Annotated in this window: 15 protein-coding genes and 1 pseudogene; 14 read left to right on the top strand and 2 right to left on the bottom strand. The window is 65.3% G+C overall.

Going from position 1 to position 21,729, the window contains the following annotated elements:
* The first annotated feature begins 52 nt into the window (after positions 1 to 52).
* The 14 genes and pseudogenes from AC27IO_RS07665 to AC27IO_RS07600 all read left to right on the top strand — a co-directional run bounded on the left by AC27IO_RS07665 (position 53) and on the right by AC27IO_RS07600 (position 19,144).
* Positions 53 to 1,132, top strand: a complete 1,080-nt coding sequence (locus AC27IO_RS07665; protein WP_284429908.1) for a pilus assembly protein PilM — start codon at positions 53 to 55, stop codon at positions 1,130 to 1,132.
* Entirely contained in the window at positions 1,129 to 1,755 is a 627-nt protein-coding gene (locus AC27IO_RS07660; RefSeq protein ID WP_284410955.1) for a PilN domain-containing protein, read from the top strand. Before AC27IO_RS07665 ends, AC27IO_RS07660 begins: the two co-directional genes overlap by 4 nt.
* A 2-nt stretch (positions 1,756 to 1,757) precedes the next feature.
* Complete coding sequence (locus AC27IO_RS07655) at positions 1,758 to 2,432, top strand: type IV pilus inner membrane component PilO (protein WP_284396664.1); 675 nt, start codon at positions 1,758 to 1,760, stop codon at positions 2,430 to 2,432.
* Positions 2,429 to 2,968: a pilus assembly protein PilP gene (locus tag AC27IO_RS07650; protein ID WP_272567557.1), complete on the top strand. Its 540-nt coding sequence runs from the start codon at positions 2,429 to 2,431 to the stop codon at positions 2,966 to 2,968. Before AC27IO_RS07655 ends, AC27IO_RS07650 begins: the two co-directional genes overlap by 4 nt.
* Complete coding sequence (locus tag AC27IO_RS07645) at positions 2,965 to 5,106, top strand: type IV pilus secretin PilQ (protein WP_498738232.1); 2,142 nt, start codon at positions 2,965 to 2,967, stop codon at positions 5,104 to 5,106. Before AC27IO_RS07650 ends, AC27IO_RS07645 begins: the two co-directional genes overlap by 4 nt.
* 13 nt (positions 5,107 to 5,119) lie before the next feature.
* Positions 5,120 to 6,967 carry a hypothetical protein gene (locus tag AC27IO_RS07640; protein WP_498738230.1) on the top strand — a complete coding sequence of 616 codons (1,848 nt, stop codon included), beginning with the start codon at positions 5,120 to 5,122 and terminating at the stop codon, positions 6,965 to 6,967.
* Entirely contained in the window at positions 6,949 to 7,494 is a 546-nt protein-coding gene (locus AC27IO_RS07635; RefSeq protein WP_498738228.1) for a shikimate kinase, read from the top strand. The genes AC27IO_RS07640 and AC27IO_RS07635 overlap by 19 nt, the downstream gene beginning before the upstream one ends.
* Positions 7,495 to 7,739: 245 nt before the next feature.
* A complete protein-coding gene (aroB, locus tag AC27IO_RS07630) occupies positions 7,740 to 8,903 on the top strand; it encodes a 3-dehydroquinate synthase (RefSeq protein WP_498738226.1) in 1,164 nt (387 codons plus the stop codon).
* Positions 8,904 to 8,959: 56 nt separating this feature from the next.
* Positions 8,960 to 10,130: pseudogene (locus AC27IO_RS07625) on the top strand (deoxyguanosinetriphosphate triphosphohydrolase).
* 109 nt (positions 10,131 to 10,239) lie between these two features.
* Positions 10,240 to 10,887, top strand: a complete 648-nt coding sequence (locus tag AC27IO_RS07620; RefSeq protein ID WP_498738224.1) for a DUF1415 domain-containing protein — start codon at positions 10,240 to 10,242, stop codon at positions 10,885 to 10,887.
* On the top strand, positions 10,884 to 11,837 hold the full coding sequence (locus tag AC27IO_RS07615) for a class I SAM-dependent methyltransferase (RefSeq protein ID WP_498738222.1): 954 nt from the start codon (positions 10,884 to 10,886) through the stop codon (positions 11,835 to 11,837). Before AC27IO_RS07620 ends, AC27IO_RS07615 begins: the two co-directional genes overlap by 4 nt.
* Positions 11,838 to 11,975: 138 nt before the next feature.
* Entirely contained in the window at positions 11,976 to 12,680 is a 705-nt protein-coding gene (locus AC27IO_RS07610; RefSeq protein ID WP_498738220.1) for a transposase, read from the top strand.
* 180 nt (positions 12,681 to 12,860) lie between these two features.
* Positions 12,861 to 17,615 (top strand): glutamate synthase-related protein, encoded by a 4,755-nt coding sequence (locus AC27IO_RS07605; RefSeq protein ID WP_498738218.1) that lies wholly within the window; start codon positions 12,861 to 12,863, stop codon positions 17,613 to 17,615.
* A gap of 50 nt (positions 17,616 to 17,665) precedes the next feature.
* Positions 17,666 to 19,144 carry a glutamate synthase subunit beta gene (locus tag AC27IO_RS07600; protein ID WP_284429917.1) on the top strand — a complete coding sequence of 493 codons (1,479 nt, stop codon included), beginning with the start codon at positions 17,666 to 17,668 and terminating at the stop codon, positions 19,142 to 19,144.
* 6 nt (positions 19,145 to 19,150) lie between these two features.
* Here the strand turns inward: AC27IO_RS07600 and AC27IO_RS07595 are convergent, their stop codons facing one another.
* Both AC27IO_RS07595 and AC27IO_RS07590 read right to left on the bottom strand, forming a co-directional pair.
* On the bottom strand, positions 19,151 to 19,360 hold the full coding sequence (locus AC27IO_RS07595) for a hypothetical protein (RefSeq protein WP_498738215.1): 210 nt from the start codon (positions 19,358 to 19,360) through the stop codon (positions 19,151 to 19,153).
* Between the two features lie 276 nt (positions 19,361 to 19,636).
* Positions 19,637 to 21,729 (bottom strand): TonB-dependent siderophore receptor (locus AC27IO_RS07590; protein ID WP_498738213.1); only part of this gene is annotated, 2,093 nt, incomplete at its 5' end.

Below are 21,729 nucleotides of genomic sequence, written 5' to 3'. Positions count from 1 at the left end.
TGTGAAGTGTTAAGTTTTGTTGCGTCAAATTGGCAAGTTACGGGGGCTAATCTTGATCTCTTTGGGGTCTTTGTTCAGTCGCCAGTCCGCGCCACTGCTGGGTATCGACATCAGTTCCTCGAGCGTCAAGCTGGTGGAGTTGGGGCGCGACAAGGCGGGAGGGCTGGTACTGGAGCGATGTGCGATCGAGCAGTTGGAGCGCGGTTGGATCACCGACGGCAACATCGAAAAATTCGATGAGGTCGCCGAGGCCCTGCGCCGGCTGGTCAAGAAGAGCGGCACCCGCACGAAAAACGTGGCATTGGCCTTGCCGCCATCGGCCGTCATCACCAAGCGCATCACCCTGCCCGGCGGCATGTCCGAGCAGGAGCTGGAAGTGCAGGTGGAATCCGAAGCCAACCAGTACATCCCCTTCTCGCTCGATGAAGTGAGCCTGGACTTCTGCGTGGTCGGCCCTAGCAAGAGCTCGCCCGGCGATGTCGATGTGCTGATCGCGGCGTCGCGCCGTGAAAAGGTGCAGGACCGCCAGGGCCTGGCCGAAGCGGCGGGCCTCAAGCCCGTGATCGTCGACATCGAATCGCATGCCTCCCGGCTGGCTGCGGGGCGCCTGATCGAAGCGCTGCCCAACCACGGCAACGATGCTTTGGTCGCGCTGTTCGAGGTCGGCGCATTGACCACCAGCATGCAGGTGCTTCGCAACGACGAAGTGCTGTACGACCGCGACCAGGCCTTCGGGGGAGCGCAGCTGACGCAATTGATCGTGCGGCAATACGGGTTCTCGCTGGAAGAGGCCGAAGGCAAGAAGCGCAGCGGTGACCTTCCGGACGACTACCAGTCGGCCGTGCTGCGTCCCTTCGTGGAAAGCATGGCGCAGGAAATCGGCCGTGCGCTGCAGTTCTTCTTCACCAGCACGCCCTACAACCGGGTCGATCACATCATGCTCGCAGGCGGCTCCGCGCCGCTGCCTGGCTTGACCGAGGCTGTGACCCAGCATTCAGGCTGTGCCTGCACCGCCATCAATCCGTTCGACGGCATGGAAATCGGAAGCGCCGTGCGATTGAAGAAGATGGTGCGCGAGGCGCCTTCCTACCTCACGTCATGTGGTCTGGCCATGCGGAGGTTCCTGCAGTGATTCTCATCAACCTGCTTCCCCATCGCGAGGCGGCCCGGAAACGCCGCAAGGAATCGTTCCAGGCGACGATGTTCGCGTCTTTTCTGGTGGGGCTTGCCATTGCCGGCGGCATCTACTGGTGGTACCAGATGGTGATCACCGCCCAGCAGGACAAGAACACGTTCCTGCAAAGCGAGATCAAGGTTCTGGAAGGCCAGATCAAGGAAATCGCGACCATCGAAGAAGAAATCGCGGCCCTTCGTGCCCGCCAGAAGGCGGTGGAAGACCTGCAGTCGGATCGCAATCTGCCGGTGCACCTGCTCAATGAACTAGTTCAACAGCTGCCAGATGGGGTTTACGTTACCAATCTCAAGCAAGTCGACCAGGTGATCACGATGCAGGGGATGGCGCAATCGAACGAGCGGGTGTCGGAAATGCTGCGCAATCTGGCCGACAACACACCGTGGTTCTCCAAGCCCGAATTGGTAGAGATCGTTGCGGCCAACATCGCGCTGAACCCGAGGGAGCAGCGCCGCGTGGCCTCCTTCAACCTCCGGTTTCGGCTGATGCGCACGAGCGAGGCGCAAAAAGCCATTGGCGCTGCAAGTACCCCTGCCACTGCGCCCAAAGCGGTTGGAAAGTGATCATGGCAACGAAAAAAGCGTCTTCCGTGGACTTTGTGGCGCTGCAGTCCAGCTTGCAGCGGCAGTTCCGCAACCTCGATCCCAAAGATCCTTCTCTGTGGCCGGTGCTGCCGAGAATCCTGCTTTGCATCGCCATCGCGGCGGGCATCGCTACCTTCCTGTGGTTCTTCAAGCTGAATGAGTACGAGGCGGAGCTGGAAGCCGAGCAGGCCAAGGAACTCACCTTGCGCGCCGATTATGAAAAGAAGCTCGTGAAGGCCGTGAGTCTGGACGCGCTCAAGAAGCAGCGCGAGCAGGTGCAGCAGTATGTGATCCAGTTGGAAAAGCAGTTGCCGAGCAAGGCGGAGATGGCGGCTCTTTTGTCTGATATCAATCAGGCAGGCCTGGGTCGCAGTTTGCAGTTCGAATCGTTCAAGCCGGGCCAGATCGTGGTCAGGGATTATTATGCGGAGTTGCCGATTTCTATTAGAGTGACCGGCCGATACCATGATATCGGTGCATTTGCCGCTGATATTGCCAATCTTTCCCGGATCGTGACGCTGAATAATATTTCTATCCTCCCTGCAGGCAAGGATGGCGGCACCCTCACGATGGAAGCCACGGCGAGAACGTTCCGCTATCTGGACCCTGAAGAAATTCAGGCGCAGCGCCAGGCAGCGGGTGGAGCGAAGAAATGAGAATGTGGCACATCGCTTTGCTGGCAGTCTGCGCGGCGTTGATGGGTTGTGAATCTTCGGGTCAGGACGAGCTTCGCCAGTGGATGACGGATTTGCGTGCCAACACCAAGCCGCGCATTACCCCCCTTACCGAACCCAAGCAATTCCAGCCGCAGAACTATCAGGCGGATGGAGCAACGGATCCCTTCAATTCCATCAAATTGACACAGGCCCTCAGGCGCGATTCGACCCAATTGGCGGCCAACGCCACCTTGATTGCGCCGGAAATGGCGCGTCGCAAGGAGCCTTTGGAAGCTTATCCCCTGGATACCATGTCCATGGTCGGCAGTTTGAATAAAACCGGCACGCCGACGGCCTTGCTCAAGGTGGATAACTTGTTGTACCAGGTTCGGGTCGGCAATTACCTTGGACAGAATTATGGAAGGATTACCCAAATCACTGAAACAGCCATTCAGTTACGGGAAATCGTTCAGGATGCAACGGGTGACTGGATAGAGCGTCAGACCACGCTCGATCTCCAAGAGGGGAAGAAATGATTCAGAAAAACAGTTTTGGTGCACGCTATCGAGCGTTGTTGTTGGCTGCTGTGGCATCGCTGGGCAGCACCTGGGCTTATGCCCAGACCGCCATCGAAGCCGTCCAGGGGGTCATGCAGGGCGGGACCGAATTGGTACGCATCGATTTGTCGCAACCCCTTTCCACCCTGCCAACCGGTTTTGCCATTCAGGCCCCGGCCAGGATTGCGCTCGATTTTCCGGCGACGACCAATGCGACAGGCAAGTCGCTGGTGGAAGTCAACCAAGGCAATCTGAAGTCCGTGAACATCGTGCAGGCAGGCGACCGGTCCCGCGTCGTCCTGAACCTCAAGCAGCCTACCTCGTACCGTGCCGAAATCCAGGGCAAGTCCTTGATGGTGGCGCTGGAGCCCGTGTCGAACACGGCGGCGGCGCAGCCGGCGCCGGTCGCGGTTTTTGCGGAAGACCGCAACAGCGATGTCCTGCCCCTGCGTGACCTCGACTTCCGCCGCGGCAGCGACGGTGCGGGCCGCGTGATCGTGGGCCTAGCCAACAACCAGGTCGGCGTGGACCTGCGTCAGCAAGGCAAGGGCCTGGTGGTCGAATTCCTGAAATCGTCGCTGCCGGAGGGCTTGCGCCGCCGCCTGGATGTGACGGACTTCGGCACCCCGGTGCAGATCGTCACGACATCGCAGCAAGGTGAGCGTGTTCGGATGACCATCGATCCCATCGGCGAATGGGAGCACAGCGCCTACCAGAGCGACAACCAGTTCGTGGTGGAAATCCGCCAGAAGAAGGTGGACCTGAGCAAGCTGACGCAGGGCCCCGGGTTCAGCGGCGAAAAACTGTCGCTCAACTTCCAGAACATCGAAGTGCGTTCGTTGCTGCAGGTGATTGCGGACTTCACGAACTTCAACATCGTCACCTCCGACACCGTCACTGGCGCGCTCACGCTGCGTCTGAAGGACGTGCCATGGGATCAGGCCCTGCAGATCATCATGGACGCCAAGGGTCTCGGCATGCGCAAGTCCGGCACGGTCCTCTGGATCGCGCCCAAGGACGAAATCGACGCCCGCACCAAGAAGGACTATGAGGCAGCGCTGGCGATCCAGAAGCTCGAGCCGCTGCGCACGCAAGCCTTCCAGTTGAACTATGCCAAGGCGGCCGACATGGTGACCCAACTGGCGACCAGCACGAACAGCGGCGGTACCAGCGGCACGTCCACGCGCTTTCTTTCCGAGCGGGGCAGTGCAATCTCCGAGCCGCGAACCAATCAGCTTTTCGTGACGGACACGCCAAGCAAGCTGGAAGAGGTGCGGCAACTGCTGTCGACGCTGGATGTGGCGGTGCGCCAGGTCATGATCGAAGCGCGGATTGTCGAAGCGCGCGACACCTTCGGCCGATCGCTCGGCGTCAAGCTGGGTGCCTCTGACCTGAGGGCCAGCCGCGGCGGCGACGGTGGCTACGGCATCGGTGGCAACAACCGTGTCGCTTTCGGCACAAGCTACAGCAACGCCGTCTCCACGAGCGGTGCCAGTTCCACGGCCACCGATCCTGGAGGCACGTTCGTCAATCTGCCGGCGCAGCTGTCCACGACGAGTGCGGTGGGCTCGTTTGCCCTGTCCATCTTCAATTCGGCGGCCAACCGTTTCCTGACCCTCGAGCTGTCGGCCATGGAGGCAGACGGACAAGGCAAGATCGTGTCCAGCCCCCGCCTGATCACGGCGGACCAGACGAAGGCCTTGATCGAGCAGGGCACCGAGTACCCCTATTCCGTCACGGCCCCCAACGGCGCCACCACCATCGCCTTCAAGAAGGCGGTGTTGAAGCTGGAAGTGACGCCGCAGATCACCCCGGAGGGCAACATCATTCTTGATTTGGATGTCAACAAGGACAGCCGTGGCGAGAGCACGACGCAGGGCGTGGCCATCGACACCAAGCACATCAAGACCCAGGTGTTGATCGAAAATGGCGGGACCGTGGTGATCGGGGGTATCTTCGAGATGGAAGAAACCAACCAGGAAAATAAGATTCCCGTGCTGGGCGATGTGCCGGTGGTGGGCAACCTCTTCAAGAGCCGGACCAAAGAATCCACGAAGCGGGAAATGCTGGTATTCATCACACCCAAAGTCATTTCCGATCGCGGACCAGTTCGTTAACTATAGGTAAATAATGAAGTCATTCATCAAAATCATTGCCCTATCGCTGGCTGCCACTCTGGTTGCTTGCGGTGGCGGCGGGGGGAGCGCTGGCACCACGCCCGGAGGAACGACTCCGGTCAGCACGGCAGCCTCTGTGGAAATCTTGACGTCTGCCACGGGCCTGGCGTCGGCCGACAAGACCGGCCTGACGTTGACCGCCGTGGTGAAGGACGCCGCCAACAATGCGCTGTCCGCACAGGCGGTGTCGTTCACGGCATCCAGCGGCACGCTGGCAAGCGTCGTGGGCACCACGGCTGCAGACGGCAAGGCGACGGCGGTGTTGACCGCCGGCACGGACCGTTCCAACCGCGACATCGCCGTCACGGTGAAGTCGGGATCGATCACGAAATCCATCACCATTCCGGTGACGGGTACCACGTTGACCGCATCGGGTTCGTCGTCTCTACTGACCGGTGCCACGACCAATTTCGCAGTGAGCGTGAAGGACAGCGGCGGTGCGGCCATTGCCGCCAGCACGGTGGCCGTCACGTCGTCTCTGGGCAATGCCATCACCATGGCCAGCACTTCGACGGACGCCAATGGCGCTGTGACGTTCGCTTACGCGGCAACGCGCAGCGGCACGGACACGGTGACCATCCAGAGCGCCGGTGCGCAGACCCAGATTTCCATCAACGTCACCAGCGTGGATTTCGCGTTCTCGGCGCCCACGGCCAACACCGAAGTCGAGGTCAACACGGCGCGGACGGTCTCCGTGCGCTATGCATCCGGCGGCGCCGGTGTGGCGGGCAAGGTCATCTCGTTCAGCACCACCCGCGGCTCGGTGTCTCCCAGCCAGGCGACGACCGATGCCAATGGCATTGCGTCTACCCAGGCTTCGGCCGCATCCGTGGGCGTGGCGACGATCAGCGCGGTGGTGGACAACGGTGCCGTGACCACGCTGCCGCTGAATTTCATCGCTTCGACGCCAGCCTCGCTGGTGCTGCAGACGTCTTCCGCCGCTTTGCCCCCGAACGTGGCAGGCAGCTCCGCCAACCAGGTCCAGTTGCGCGCCACGGTGCGTGATGCCGCCGGCAACGCCGTCAAGGGCAAGACAGTTTTCTTCACGGCAGTGCAGGATCTGAGCGGTGGCAGCATCAAGACGGGCTCCGCCGTCACGGATGCCAACGGCTTGGCGACGGACGTCTTCATTTCTGGTGCCACGTCCACGGCCGCCAACGGCGTGCAGATTCGTGCGACCGTTGCCAACACCAATGTGACGGCCACGTCTTCGCTCACGATCAGCAGCCAGGCGCTCTTCATCTCCATCGCTGCCAACAACACCATCGAGAAGCTGAACACGACGTATCGCAAGACGTTCTCGGTGCAAGTGAACGATGCCAATGGCGCACCGGTCGCAAATCAGAACCTGACGCTTTCGTACTGGCCTCCGTTCTACCTAAAGGGTTCTCCTCTGGTGTTTAGCGATGCCGCTTCTGCCTGGGGTTACGACACGACACCCAATGGCTTCCTGCTTTCTTGTGTGAATGAAGACGCCAACCGCAACGGTATTTTGGATGCCGGTGAAGATGCCAACGGCAACGGTCAACTGACTCCGGGCTTGCCAGGCGTCATTGCACCTGCTTCCGTCACGACCGATGCTGCTGGATCTGCCGAGTTCACTTTGACTTACGGACAGCAGTATGCCTACTGGGTGAATTTTGAATTGGCAGCCAAGGCCATTGTTTCCGGCACGGAGTCCAGTTCGTTCTTCGCGTTCGTGGCAACAGCCCCTGCATCGGACCTGACCGACAAGACGATTCCTCCAGCTTCGCGTGTGAGTCCATTTGGTACGGCAAGCACTTGCAGTACGCCCAACTGAGCCTTCATCTCATCGGCCTCCCGGGCTCCGGGAAATCCACCGTCGGGCGTCAACTCGCCCGGCGGCTGGGGATTCCCTTCATCGATTCGGACCACGTGATCGAGCAGCGCATCGGCTGCTCGATCCGTGTTTTTTTCGATCGTGAGGGGGAAGCCGCCTTTCGCGACATCGAAGAGCAGGTGATCGATGAGCTGACCGCGGGTCGAAGTGCGGGCCCGGCGCATGTGCTGGCCACGGGCGGCGGCGCCGTGCTGCGTGCGCCCAACCGCGACCGCCTCAGGGCGCATGGCAAGGTGGTCTATCTCGACGCGTCGCCCGAGGACATCGTTCGCCATGTGCGGCACGACACGTCCCGCCCCCTGCTGCAGGGAGCGGACCCGCTGGGCCGGTTGAAGGACCTGCACCAGCAGCGGGATGCGCTGTACCGTGCCACGGCCCACTATGTGGTGTCCACGGGGCGGGGCAAGACCGTCGCGGCGTTGGTGAATCACATCGCGATGCAACTGGAACTGGCCTCCGTCGGCTGACGGCGGCGCTGCTTCCACGGTTGCACACTTTCGCGCCGGTCACCGACGGCACGGTGCATGCCCGCGGCAACAATACTGTCCACCCGTTGGCCTCTGGCAGCGCTGGTGCAGCGAGCCTCTTTTTCCTCTCCCATCTCTCCCTCCGAATGTCCGCATGTTGTGGCAGCACGGTACTGATCGGGACTTTGGCTGCAGACATCCGTCCGCATGGGCGGCCCGCTAGACTCTCGACCATGGATCACGACATGCCCCTGGTATCCCAGGCCCCCCTTTCCCGCGCCGCCCATCCATCCGCCAGCGCACTGCAGGGCGATCGCCCCGCCCAGGTGGACATTGCCCTGGGCGACCGCAGCTACCCCATCCTCATCGGCGAATCGTTGCTGGACGACCCGGCCACCTACCAGGCCTTGCCGGCCGCCGCGTCGGCCCTGATCGTCACCAATTCGACCGTGGCGCCGCTCTATGTGCAGCGGCTCGAGGCTGCGCTGACGTCGCGCTACCCACGGGTGCTGCAGGTCGTCCTGCCCGATGGCGAAGAACACAAGACCTGGCAGACGCTGAACCTCGTCTTCGATGCGTTGCTGGCCAACGGCTGCGACCGCAAGACCGTGCTGTTCGCCCTGGGCGGCGGCGTGGTGGGCGACATGACCGGGTTCGCTGCGGCCAGCTACATGCGCGGGGTGCCGTTCGTGCAGGTGCCTACCACGCTGCTGGCGCAGGTCGATTCGTCGGTGGGGGGCAAGACCGCGATCAACCACCCGCTGGGCAAGAACATGATCGGCGCGTTCTACCAGCCGCAACTGGTGGTGTGCGACCTCGCCACCCTCGATACCTTGCCAGCCCGCGAACTGAGCGCGGGGCTGGCGGAAGTGCTCAAGTACGGCCCCATTGCCGACATGGCGTTCCTCGGCTGGCTCGAGACCGCGATGGATGCCCTGCGCGCCGGCGACCATGCCGCGCTGGCCCACGCCGTGCGGCGCAGTTGCGAGATCAAGGCCTTCGTGGTGGGCCAGGACGAGCGCGAGGCCGGCCTGCGCGCCATTCTCAACTTCGGCCACACGTTCGGCCACGCCATCGAGGCGGGCATGGGCTACGGCGTCTGGCTGCATGGCGAAGGCGTGGCGGCGGGCATGGTGATGGCGGCCGAGCTGTCGTACCGGCTGGGGCTGGTGGACGCGGCCTTCGTGCAGCGACTGCGCCAGCTGATCGAGCGTGCGGGGCTGCCCGTGCGCGGCCCGGTGATCGATGCGGCGGACAATGCGGGCCGCTATCTCGAACTGATGCGGGTGGACAAGAAATCCGAAGGGGGCGAGATCCGCTTCGTGGTGATCGACGGCCCCGGGCGCGCGGCGGTGCGTGCCGCGCCGGATGCGCTGGTGCGCGAAGTCATCGACGCCTGCTGTGCCTGAGGCTATTGGCTGAATCGCATGAAATTGAAGCCAGTCGAGCGGTGAAGACCCTTTTGATGCAGCCCCCTGGATTGGCGCCGTACGCCTGCGACCCGGCCGATACCCGGGGGCGCCGACATCCTCAGTCGGCGGCGCCCACGCGCTCGGAGTACCAGCGCGACCGCGACCGCATCGTGCATTCCACCGCCTTCCGCCGGCTGGTCTACAAGACGCAGGTGTTCCTGAACCACGAGGGCGACCTGTTCCGCACGCGCTTGACGCACTCGCTCGAAGTGGCGCAACTGGGCCGCTCGATCGCCCGTTCGCTTCGCATCAACGAGGATCTGGTGGAGGCCATCTCCCTGGCGCACGACCTGGGCCACACCCCGTTCGGCCACGCCGGGCAGGACGCCCTGCATGAATGCATGGCCACGCACGGCGGCTTCGAGCACAACCTGCAGAGCCTGCGCGTGGTGGACGAGCTGGAAGAGTGCTATCCCGACTACAACGGCCTGAACCTCACGTTCGAGGCGCGGGAAGGCATTCTCAAGCACTGCTCGCGCGCCAACGCCGAGCGCATGGAGGCGCTGGAGCCCGGCGGCATCGGCCAGCGCTTCCTGCAGCGCGGGCAGCCCAGCCTGGAGGCGCAACTGTGCAACCTGGCCGACGAGATCGCCTACAACGCGCACGACATCGACGACGGCGTGCGCTCCGGCCTCATCACGCTGGCGCAACTGAGCGAGGTGCCGCTGTTCGAGCGCTACCGCGCCGAGGCCGAGCGCGACCACCCGCACCTGGCGGCGCCGGCGGGCCAGCGGCGGCTTCTGAACGAAGCGATCCGGCGCATGCTCAGCGCACAGGTGTATGACGTGATCGATGCGACCAACGCCGCCATCGCCCAGTTCGCGCCGGCGCGGGTGGATGACGTGCGCCGTGCGCCGCCCCTGGTGGCGTTCAGCGCCGAGATGCGCGCGCAGTCGCAGGGGCTGAAGCGCTTTTTTGTTCCAGAACCTGTACCGCCACCCTCAGGTGATGGAAACCACCGGACGGGCCCAGCAGGTGGTGCGCGATCTGTTCGCGGCCTACACGGACTCACCCGAGGCGATGAAGCCGCGTTTCGCGGCGCGTGCCGCGGCCGGCAACGAGGTGCAGCGGATGCGCACGGTGGCGGACTTCATCGCCGGCATGACGGACCGCTTCGCGGTGCGCGAGCACGAGCGGCTCACAGGCCAACGGCTGCTGTCCTGATCGCTCCGGGCGCGCGGGCCGAACGCTGCCACGGTCTGGCGGCACGGCCCCGCCGCAAGGCCCACCCGCGCCCGGCCGATAAAATGGGCGCCCCCCGAAGAAAGCCCCCATGACCGAATTGCCCACCGCCGCCCCGCACGCCTTTCCGCACGCCTTTCCGCACGACACCGTGAAAGAGGACATGGTGCGCTGGCTGGAGCGCGCGGTGATCGGCCTGAACCTGTGCCCCTTCGCCAAGGCGGTGCATGTGAAGGCGCAGATCCACTACGTGGTGAGCGAGGCGACCGATGGGCGGGGCCTGCTGGAAGACCTGCAGCGCGAGCTGGAGGCGCTGGCCGAAATCTCCGCCGAGCGCCGTGACACCACCTTGCTCATGGCGCCGGGCTGCATGGAGGATTTTCTGGACTTCAACGACTTCCTCGCGCTGGCCGACGATCTGGTCGACGCCATGGACCTGGGCGGCATCCTGCAGGTGGCCTCGTTCCACCCGCAGTTCCAGTTCGACGGCACCGGCGTGGACGACGTCACCAACAGCACCAACCGCGCGCCGTATCCCACGTTGCACCTGCTGCGCGAGGAGAGCATCGACCGTGCGGTGGAGGCCTTCCCCGAGGCCGAGGCGATCTTCGAGCGCAACATCGAAGTGCTGGAGGAACTGGGCGCCGAAGGCTGGAAGGCACTGGATGTCGGCCCGCGCTGCCCGGTGGCCGGGCGGGCCACGCCGGTGGGCGCTGCCGGCGCAGGGGAGGGCGCATGAAGTGCGCCAAAGCTGCGGCCGGGCAGGGGGGCGCGTCTTCGTCATCGGCGGGGCGGACCGCGCCGAAGCCCTCGCCCGAAGACCAGGTGCTGCAGGAGCTGCGGCCGGGCCAGTCCATCGAACTGCTCAAGGCGCTGCACATCCTCACCCGCGAAGGGCGGCTCAACCAGGATTCGCGGCGCAAGCTCAAGCAGGTGTACCACCTGTTCCAGTTCATCGAACCGCTGCTGCAGGAGCTGTCGCAGGAAGGCCACGCTGCCACGCTGGCGGACCACGGGGCGGGCAAGTCGTATCTCGGCTTCATCCTGTACGACCTGTTCTTCAAGGCCCTGGGGCGCGGGCACATCTACGGCATCGAGACGCGGGCCGAGCTGGTGGAGCACTCGCGCGCCCTGGCCCAGCGGCTGGCATTCGAGCGCATGTCGTTCCTCAACCTGTCGGTGGCCGAATCCACCGATGCCGCGGCGCTGCCGCAGCGCATCGACGTGGTGACGGCCCTGCACGCCTGCGACACGGCCACCGACGACGCCATCGCCTTCGGGCTGGCCAAGCAGGCGCGCGCGATGGTGCTGGTGCCCTGCTGCCAGGCCGAGGTGGCCGCGTGCCTGCGCCAAGGCAAGGCGCTGCAGCTGTCGCGCACGCCGCTGGCCGAACTGTGGCGCCACCCGCTGCACACGCGCGAGATGGGCAGCCAGATCACCAATGTGCTGCGGTGCCTGCACCTGGAAGCCAGCGGCTACCAGGTGACGGTGACCGAGCTGGTGGGCTGGGAGCACAGCATGAAGAACGAGCTGATCGTGGCCCGCTACATCGGCCAGAAAAAGCGCAGCGCGGCCGAGCGGCTGCGGGCGATTTTGGCGGAGTTCGGGCTGGAGCAGACTTTGGCGGCGCGGTTCGGCCTGCCGCCAGAAGCGGACACGGCGCCCGAGGCGGTTCCGGCAGCGGTTTGAGGGTTTTTGGCCGCATGCCGGGGTTTTGTTTGCCTTTGATGCTATAAAAATAGTAGCAATCGCGCCGATCGGGCGGCACATGCGGAATCGGGGACGGATTCCCCCTACCATGGCGCCTGTTCCACTTTGTGCGACCCCATGGCCCGACTGCCCCGCCTGACCCTTGCCGGCTACCCGCACCACGTGATCCAGCGCGGCAACAACCGCCAGGCCATCTTCGCCGACCGGCAGGACCATGAAACCATGCTGGCCCTGCTGACCGAGCAGGCCCGCCGCTGCGGCGTGGCCGTCCATGCCTACGTGCTCATGGGCAACCACTTTCACCTGCTGGCCACCCCCCAGACGGCCGACGGACTGCCGCTGATGATGCAGGCGGTGGGGCGCAGCTACGTGCGCTATTTCAATAACCGCCACGCGCGCACCGGCACGCTGTGGGAGGGGCGCTATCGCTCCACCGTGCTGCAGCCCGAGCGCTACCTGCTCGCGTGCATGGCCTACATGGATTTGAACCCGGTGCGCTCCGGCGCCACCGCGCAGGCGGTGGACTACCCCTGGTCCAGCCACGCCCATTGCCTGGGCCTGCGCAACGACCGGCTCATCACGCCGCATGCGTTGTTCTGGGCGCTGGGCAACACGCCCTTCGCCCGCGAGGCGGCCTACGCCGCGCTGGTGCAGGCGGGCGTCGGCCGGCTGCAGCAGCAGGCGCTGACCGATTCCGCACTCGCCGGCTGGGCCCTGGGAGACGCCGCGTTCGTGCAGGCGTTGCAACAGCAGACGGAGCGCCGGGTGGTCAAAGGCAAGGCCGGCCGCCCGACCGCCGTGCCCAGGCCTATTCCCGAATAACTCCTTCAGGCCTTGTGGCAAAAAGCTTTGTTGCTCCTGATTTTGATTTGTCCCCAATAAAAATAAATGCGATCTATTCTCATCAATAATGTGAATCTGACCCCATTTAAAGTACTTGCCCGACCTTGTTGCGATGCACTAATCTTGCGCTCCCTGCGACCCATTTCCGAGGAGAGCGCCATGACGACGGCTGCCGAGATCCAATACCTGCAAGAGCACGGTCTCTATTCATCCACCCAAGAGCACGACGCGTGCGGCCTGGGCTTCGTGGCCCACATCAAGGGGGTGAAGCGCCACGACATCGTGACGCAGGCGCTCAAGATCCTCGAAAACATCGACCACCGCGGCGCCGTGGGCGCCGACAAGCTCATGGGCGATGGCGCGGGCATCCTGATCCAGATCCCCGACGCGCTCTACCGCGAAGAGATGGCCCGGGCCGGCACGGCCCCCGACGGATCCACCGGCGTGGTGCTGCCGCCCTCCGGCGAATACGGCGTCGGCATGATCTTCCTGCCCAAGGAGCACGCCTCGCGCCTGGCCTGCGAGCAGGAGATGGAGCGCGCCATCAAGGCCGAGGGCCAGGTGCTGCTGGGCTGGCGCGACGTGCCGGTCAACCGCGACATGCCGATGTCGCCCACCGTGCGCAAGAAGGAGCCCATCCTGCGCCAGGTCTTCATCGGCCGTGGCAACGACGTGATCGTGCAGGACGCGCTGGAGCGCAAGCTGTACGTGATCCGCAAGACGGCCAGCGCCGCCATCCAGAACCTCAAGCTCAAGCACAGCAAAGAGTATTACGTGCCCAGCATGTCCAGCCGCACGGTGGTCTACAAGGGCCTGCTGCTGGCCGACCAGGTGGGTACCTATTACCTGGACCTGCAGGACGAGCGCTGCGTCTCGGCCGTGGGCCTGGTGCACCAGCGCTTTTCCACCAACACCTTCCCCGAGTGGCCGCTGGCCCACCCGTACCGCTACGTGGCGCACAACGGCGAGATCAACACCGTCAAGGGCAACTACAACTGGATGAAGGCGCGCGAGGGCGTGATGGCCTCGCCCGTGCTCGCGGCCGACCTCAAGAAGCTCTACCCCATCAGCTTCGCCGACCAGTCCGACACCGCTACGTTCGACAACTGCCTCGAACTGCTGACCATGGCCGGCTACCCCATCAGCCAGGCCGTGATGATGATGATCCCCGAGCCGTGGGAGCAGCACACCACCATGGACGAGCGCCGCCGCGCGTTCTACGAATACCACGCCGCGATGATGGAGCCCTGGGACGGCCCGGCCTCCATCGTGTTCACCGACGGCCGCCAGATCGGCGCCACGCTGGACCGCAACGGCCTGCGCCCCTCGCGCTACTGCATCACCGACGACGACCTGGTCGTGATGGCCTCCGAGTCCGGCGTGCTGCCGATCCCCGAGAACAAGATCGTGCGCAAGTGGCGCCTGCAGCCCGGCAAGATGTTCCTGATCGATCTGGAGCAGGGCCGCATGATCGACGACGAGGAGCTCAAGGCCAACGTCGTTAACACCAAGCCCTACAAGCAGTGGATCGAGAACCTGCGCATCAAGCTCGACAGCGTGGGCGGCGAGGCGCCGGCGGGTCCGCTGCCGGCCGAACTGCCGCTGCTCGACCGCCAGCAGGCCTTCGGCTACACGCAGGAAGACATCAAGTTCCTGATGGCGCCCATGGCCAAGAACGGCGAAGAGGGCATCGGCTCGATGGGCAACGACAGCCCGCTGGCCGTGCTGTCGGGCAAGAACAAGCCGCTGTACAACTATTTCAAGCAGCTCTTCGCCCAGGTGACGAACCCGCCGATCGACCCGATCCGCGAGGCCATCGTGATGTCGCTCAACAGCTTCATCGGCCCCAAGCCCAACCTGCTGGACATCAACCAGGTCAACCCGCCGATGCGGCTCGAAGTGAGCCAGCCCATCCTGGACTTCGCCGGCATGGCCAAGCTGCATGCCATCGAAAAGCACACGCAGGGCAAGTTCAAGAGCGCGACCATCGACATCACCTACCCGCTGGACTGGGGGCGCGAGGGCGTGGAGGCCAAGCTGGCCTCGCTGTGCGCGCAGGCGGTCGATGCCATCAAGGGCGGCGCCAACATCCTCATCATCAGCGACCGCGCCGTGAACGCCACGCAGGTGGCCATCCCCGCGCTGCTGGCGCTGTCGGCCATCCACCAGCACCTGGTGCGCGAAGGTCTGCGCACCACGGCCGGCCTGGTGGTGGAGACCGGCACGGCGCGCGAGGTGCACCACTTCGCCGTGCTGGCCGGCTACGGCGCCGAGGCCGTGCACCCCTACCTCGCCATGGAAACCCTGGCCGAGATGCACGCGGGCATGCCGGGCGACCTGTCGCCCGAGAAAGCCATCTACAACTACGTGAAGGCCATCGGCAAGGGCCTGTCGAAGATCATGTCCAAGATGGGCGTGTCCACGTACATGAGCTACTGCGGCGCGCAGCTGTTCGAGGCCATCGGCCTGAACACCGACACCATCGTCAAGTACTTCACCGGCACCGCCAGCCGCGTGGAAGGCATCGGCGTGTTCGAGATCGCCGAAGAAGCCATCCGCATGCACAAGGCCGCGTTCGGCGACGACCCGGTGCTGGAAACCATGCTGGACGCCGGCGGCGAATACGCCTGGCGCGCGCGCGGCGAAGAGCACATGTGGAGCCCCGACGCCATCGCCAAGCTGCAGCATTCCACGCGCGCCAACAACTGGAACACGTACAAGGAATACGCCCAGCTCATCAACGACCAGAGCCGCCGCCACATGACCCTGCGCGGCCTGTTCGAGTTCAAGTTCGACCCGACCAAGGCCATTGCCGTGGACGAGGTCGAATCGGCCAAGGAGATCGTCAAGCGCTTCGCCACCGGCGCCATGTCGCTGGGATCGATCTCCACCGAGGCGCACGCCACGCTGGCCGTGGCCATGAATCGCATCGGCGGCAAGAGCAACACGGGCGAGGGCGGCGAGGATGCCGCGCGCTACCGCCAGGAACTGAAGGGCATTCCGATCAAGCAGGGCGACACGCTCAAGAGCGTGATCGGCGCCGAGAACGTCGAGGTCGACCTGACGCTGCAGGACGGCGACTCGCTGCGCAGCCGCATCAAGCAGGTGGCGTCGGGCCGCTTCGGCGTCACGGCCGAATACCTGTCGTCGGCCGACCAGATCCAGATCAAGATGGCCCAGGGCGCCAAGCCCGGAGAGGGCGGCCAGCTGCCCGGCGGCAAGGTCACCAACTACATCGGCAAGCTGCGCCACAGCGTGCCCGGCGTGGGCCTGATCTCCCCCCCGCCGCACCATGACATCTATTCGATCGAGGACCTGGCCCAGCTCATCCACGACCTGAAGAACGTGGCGCCGCACGCCAGCATCAGCACCAAGCTGGTGTCCGAAGTGGGCGTGGGCACCATCGCCGCGGGCGTGACCAAGTGCAAGAGCGACCACCTGGTGATCGCCGGGCACGACGGCGGCACGGGCGCATCGCCCTGGTCGTCCATCAAGCACGCGGGCGGCCCGTGGGAGATCGGCCTGGCCGAAACCCAGCAGACCCTGGTGCTCAACCGCCTGCGCGGCCGCGTGCGCGTGCAGGCCGACGGCCAGATGAAGACCGGCCGCGACGTCGCCATCGGCGCGCTGCTGGGGGCCGACGAGTTCGGCTTCGCCACCGCGCCGCTGGTGGTCGAGGGCTGCATCATGATGCGCAAATGCCACCTGAACACCTGTCCCGTGGGCGTGGCCACGCAGGACCCCGAGCTGCGCAAGAAGTTCTCGGGCAAGCCCGAGCACGTGGTGAACTACTTCTTCTTCATCGCCGAAGAAGTGCGCCAGATCATGGCCCAGCTGGGCATCCGCAAGTTCGACGACCTCATCGGCCGCACCGACCTGCTCGACATGCGTGCCGGCATCGCCCACTGGAAGGCGCGCGGCCTCGATTTCGGCCGCCTGTTCGCCCAGCCGAACGTGCCGGCCGACGTGCCGCGCTTTCATGTCGACGTGCAGGACCACAACATCGAGAAGACCCTGGACCGCAAGCTCATCGAGCGCAGCCAGCCCGCCATCGAAAAGGGCGAGCGGGTGCAGTTCATCGAAGTGGCGCGCAACGTGAACCGCTCGGTGGGCGCCATGCTCTCGGGCGCCGTCACGCGCGCCCACCCTGAAGGCCTGCCGGACGACACCATCCGCATCCAGCTGGAAGGCACGGGCGGGCAGTCGTTCGGCGCGTTCCTCACGCGCGGCATCACGCTGTACCTGATCGGCGATGCCAACGACTACACCGGCAAGGGCCTGTCGGGCGGCCGCGTCATCGTGCGCCCGTCGATCGACTTCCGCGGCGACACCACGCGCAACACCATCGTGGGCAACACCGTGATGTACGGCGCCACCAGCGGCGAATCGTTCTTCGGCGGCGTGGCGGGCGAGCGCTTCGCGGTGCGCCTGTCGGGGGCCTCCACCGTGGTGGAAGGCACCGGCGACCATGGCTGCGAATACATGACGGGCGGCACCGTGGTGGTGCTCGGCAAGACGGGCCGCAACTTCGCGGCCGGCATGAGCGGCGGCGTGGCCTACGTGTACGACGAGGACGGCCTGTTCGACACCCGCTGCAACCTGTCCATGGTGACGCTGGAGCGCATCCTGCCCGGTGACGAGCAGACCGCCAGCATCTCGCGCGGCATCTGGCACCGAGATCAGACCGACGAAGCCCAGCTCAAGAAGATGCTGGAAGACCACAACCGCTGGACCGGCAGCAAGCGTGCGCGCGAACTGCTGGACAACTGGGCGGCCTCGCGCGCCAAGTTCGTGAAGGTGTTCCCGACCGAATACAAGCGCGCGCTGTCCGAAATCCATGAACGCAAGGTGCTGGAGGAGCCCGCGACCCCCGCGGTCGCCCATCCTGCGAAGGAAGCGGTGCCCGCCAAGTAAGGCCCGCCCGATCCACCCGCACCGCATTCAACGATTCAAGGACAGACATCATGGGAAAGACCACCGGCTTCATGGAATACGAGCGCATCGAAGAGGGCTACAAGCCCGTCGGCGAGCGCCTGAAGCACTACAAGGAATTCGTCATCGGCCTGGATGACGCGCAGGCCAAGATCCAGGGCGCGCGCTGCATGGACTGCGGCACGCCGTTCTGCAACAACGGCTGCCCGGTCAACAACATCATTCCGGACTTCAACGACCTGGTGTACCAGCAGGACTGGAAGAGCGCCATCGCGGTGCTGCACAGCACCAACAACTTCCCCGAGTTCACCGGCCGCATCTGCCCCGCGCCCTGCGAGGCCGCCTGCGTGCTCAACGTGAACGACGACCCGGTGGGCATCAAGTCGATCGAGCACGCCATCATCGACCGCGCCTGGGCCGAGGGCTGGGTCAAGCCCCTGCCCCCGAAGCACAAGACCGGCAAAAAGGTCGCTGTGGTCGGCTCCGGCCCGGCCGGCATGGCGGCGGCCCAGCAACTGGCGCGCGCGGGCCACGACGTGACCCTGTTCGAGAAGAACGACCGCATCGGCGGCCTGCTGCGCTACGGCATTCCCGACTTCAAGATGGAGAAGTCGCACATCGACCGCCGTGCCGAGCAGATGGCCGCCGAGGGCGTCACCATCCGCACCGGCGTGTTCATCGGCGCCGCCAAGGACGGCCTGGGCAAGGGCTCCAAGGTCACCAACTGGGCCAAGGAAACCATCACGCCCGAGCAACTGCAAAAGGACTTCGACGCCGTGCTGCTGACCGGCGGCGCCGAGCAGTCGCGCGACCTGCCCGTGCCGGGCCGCGACCTGGACGGCGTGCACTTCGCGATGGAGTTCCTTCCACAGCAGAACAAGGTCAACGCCGGCGACAAGCTCAAGGGCCAGTTGCGCGCCGATGGCAAGCACGTCATCGTGATCGGCGGTGGCGACACCGGCAGCGACTGCGTGGGCACCAGCAACCGCCACGGCGCCGTGAGCGTCACGCAGTTCGAGCTGATGCCCCAGCCGCCCGAGGTCGAGAACCGCCCCATGACCTGGCCCTACTGGCCGATCAAGCTGCGCACCAGCTCCAGCCACGAGGAGGGCTGCGAGCGCGAGTTCGCCATCTCCACCAAGGAACTGCTGGGCGAGAAGGGCAAGGTCACCGGCCTCAAGACCGTCCGCGTCGAATGGAAGGAAGGCAAGATGGTCGAGGTGGCTGGCAGCGAGCAGGTCCTCAAGGCCGACCTCGTGCTGCTGGCCATGGGCTTCGTGAGCCCCGTCGCGCAGGTGTTGGACGCCTTCGGCGTGGACAAGGACGCCCGCGGCAACGCGAAGGCCACCACCGACTTTGACGGCGGCTACGCCACCAACGTGCCCAAGGTGTTCGCCGCGGGCGACATGCGCCGGGGCCAGTCCCTGGTGGTGTGGGCCATCCGCGAAGGCCGCCAGGCCGCGCGCGCGGTGGACGAGTTCCTGATGGGGTACTCCGACTTGCCGCGCTGAGTCCCGTCAAAAGCGCAGGCTTTGAAGCACAACGGCGCTCTTCTGAGCGCCGTTTTCTTTGCGCCGATGCGATGGCCCGAACGATCCAAAAAAAAGCCCCTGCCGAACGGCAGGGGCTTTCGTGGAAAAGCCAGCGTTTGCGGCGCAGCGCCGGTCGCCCTTTCCTTTCTCTTTTTTTCTCTGACCTCCCTCTCCTGCCGAAATCTGGCTGTCCATTCGTCACCGGAGAGCGGTTTTCGAATTCCTGGTGATTCTTCGATCGCGTCGTTCAGCCCACGGATTCTGGCGGCGGGCCTTCTTTGTGCCCTTAACAGGGGCTGAGAAGTCCTGAAACGTTCTGAAATTTCTCTAACCCTTGCGATCGGTGCGCGGTGCGGCTGTCCGCCTTGGCATCAAGAACGGCATCCTGCGGCACCGTTCCTGATTGCTATGAAAAAATGAGCGTCATGCCGGCGCATTCATTGCGCTGGAGGCTGTTTTGGCTCTGGGTCCTCAGAACTTGTATTGCACGCCCACCGTCACCTGCCGCGGGCTGCCGGGCATGACCCAGACGCGGTTGTAGGCGCTGTGGTAGTAGGTCTTGTCGAACAGGTTGTCCACGTCCAGCGACACGCGCAGGCGCTTGTCCGGGTTCCAGTAGGTGGTCAGCTTGGCCACGGTGTAGGCGGGAAGGCGCGGCTCGCCCGTGTCGCCGCGGCGCTCGCCCACGTGGGTGAAGCCGCCGCCCACGCCCAGCAGGCCGCCGCCGGCCAGCGCCCTTTCGTGCGTGACGAAAGCGCTGGCGCTCTGGCGGGCGAACTGGGTGATGAGCGGGTCGGCGTCCAGGTAGGTGTAGCTCAGCGCCACGCGCCAGCCGGGCGCGACCCAGCCGGCCAGTTCGGCCTCCAGGCCCCGGTTGCGGACCTTGCCGGGCACCGGCACCAGGTACACGCCGTCGTCGTCCCAGGTGGCCGTGTTGCGCTTGCTGATGTCGAACAGCGCCACGCTGCCGCCCAGGCGCGCATCGGCGCTCTGCCACTTCATGCCCAGCTCGCGCGCGGTGCCGATCTCGGGCTGGATCTGCTGGCCGGACGCGGTGGTCTGGGCCTGCGCGCGGAACGATCGCCCGGCGCTGGCGTAGACCGACACCTCGGGCGTGGCCAGCCAGGTCAGGCCCAGGCGCGGCGAGGTGGCGCTCGGGTCCTGGGTGGTGACGCGGCCCGTGCTGCGCTCGTCGATCTCGCCGCGGTAGCGGTCGTGGCGCACGCCGGCCAGGAGCTTCCACTGGGGCGTGAGGCTGATCTGGTCCTGCACGTAGAAGGCGGTGGTGCGGTCTTCCACCGTGCGGTCGATGGCGCGGGCCGTGAGCGCGGGCCGCGCGGTGGCGCCGTACACCGGGTTGGCCACGCTGATGCCGTAGCCGAAGCGACCGCCGCCCGCCTGGGTGAGCATGGTCTGGTCCATGTCGAAGCGCGACACCTCGGCGCCGACCAGCAGCTCGTGCTGGAAGGCACCGGTTGTGAGGCGCCCGTTCAGGTCGAGCTGCACCGTGGTGTCGTCGGACCGGAAGTCGCGGCGGATGAGCCGGCGGCACAGCCAGCCGCTGGCCTCGACCGAGGTCTGGCAGGGCGACGGGCCGTATTGGTGGGATTCGCTGGCCAGGCCGGCCAGCGTGTTGCGCTTGTATTGCAGGCCGGCGCGCAGGCTCCAGTCGGCCGACAGCGCCTGCTCCAGGAAGAACTGGTGCGTCTGGTTGTCCACGGTGATGTCGCCGTCGCCGGGTTCGCCGTAGAAGCGCGAGGTGGGCACCGCGCCCAATTGGCCGTTGACCGAGACCACGCCCCGGTCGAGCGGCGCGCGCTGGCGCAGCCACTCGCCGTCGTAGCGCAGCACGGTGTCGGGGCCGAGCTTCCAGGTGATGGCGGGGGCGATCAGCTCGCGGCGGCTGTGCACGAAGTCGCGGAAGCTGTCCTTGTCCTCCACCGACACGTTGAGGCGGTAGGCCAGCGTGGCGGGCTCGGTGGCGCTGCCGTTCAGCGGGCCGGTGCTGTCCAGCGCGATGCGCCTGGCGTCGTGCGTGCCGTAGTAGGCCTCGACCGAATGCGCGGCCTTGAACCGGGGTGGTTTGGTCACGACGTTCACCGTGCCGCCCGGCTCGCTGTTGCCGTACAGCGCGCCCATGGTGCCCTTGAGGAATTCGAAGCGCTCCACGTTGGCGGTGTCGCGCGGCGCGTTGAAGCCGCGGTTGGCCGGCATGCCGTTGCGCAGCAGGCCCATGCCCATGTCCTCATGGCCCACGAAGCCCCGCATGGCCACGTTGTCCCAGATGCCGCCGAAGTTGTTCTGCCGCGAAACGCCGGCCACGTAGTCCAGCACGTCATCGAGGCGCTGGGCGCCCAGGTCGTCGACCAACTGGCGCGTGACCACGCGCACGGCCTGGGGCACTTCGCGCAGCGGCGTGTCGGTCCTGGTCGCGCCCTCGGATTCCTGGGCGTGGTACTGGCCGGACTGCTGGCGGCCGACGACCTCGGTGGCGGGCAATTGCGGCTCGGCGGCCGCGGGCGCCTGGGCGAAGGCGGGCAGGGCGGTGCCCTGCACCAGGGGCA

This window comes from Acidovorax sp. KNOB132 (assembly GCF_057541515.1).
The sequence above is the reverse complement of the archived record's forward strand: the minus strand, read 5'-3'. Positions and strand labels throughout refer to the sequence as shown.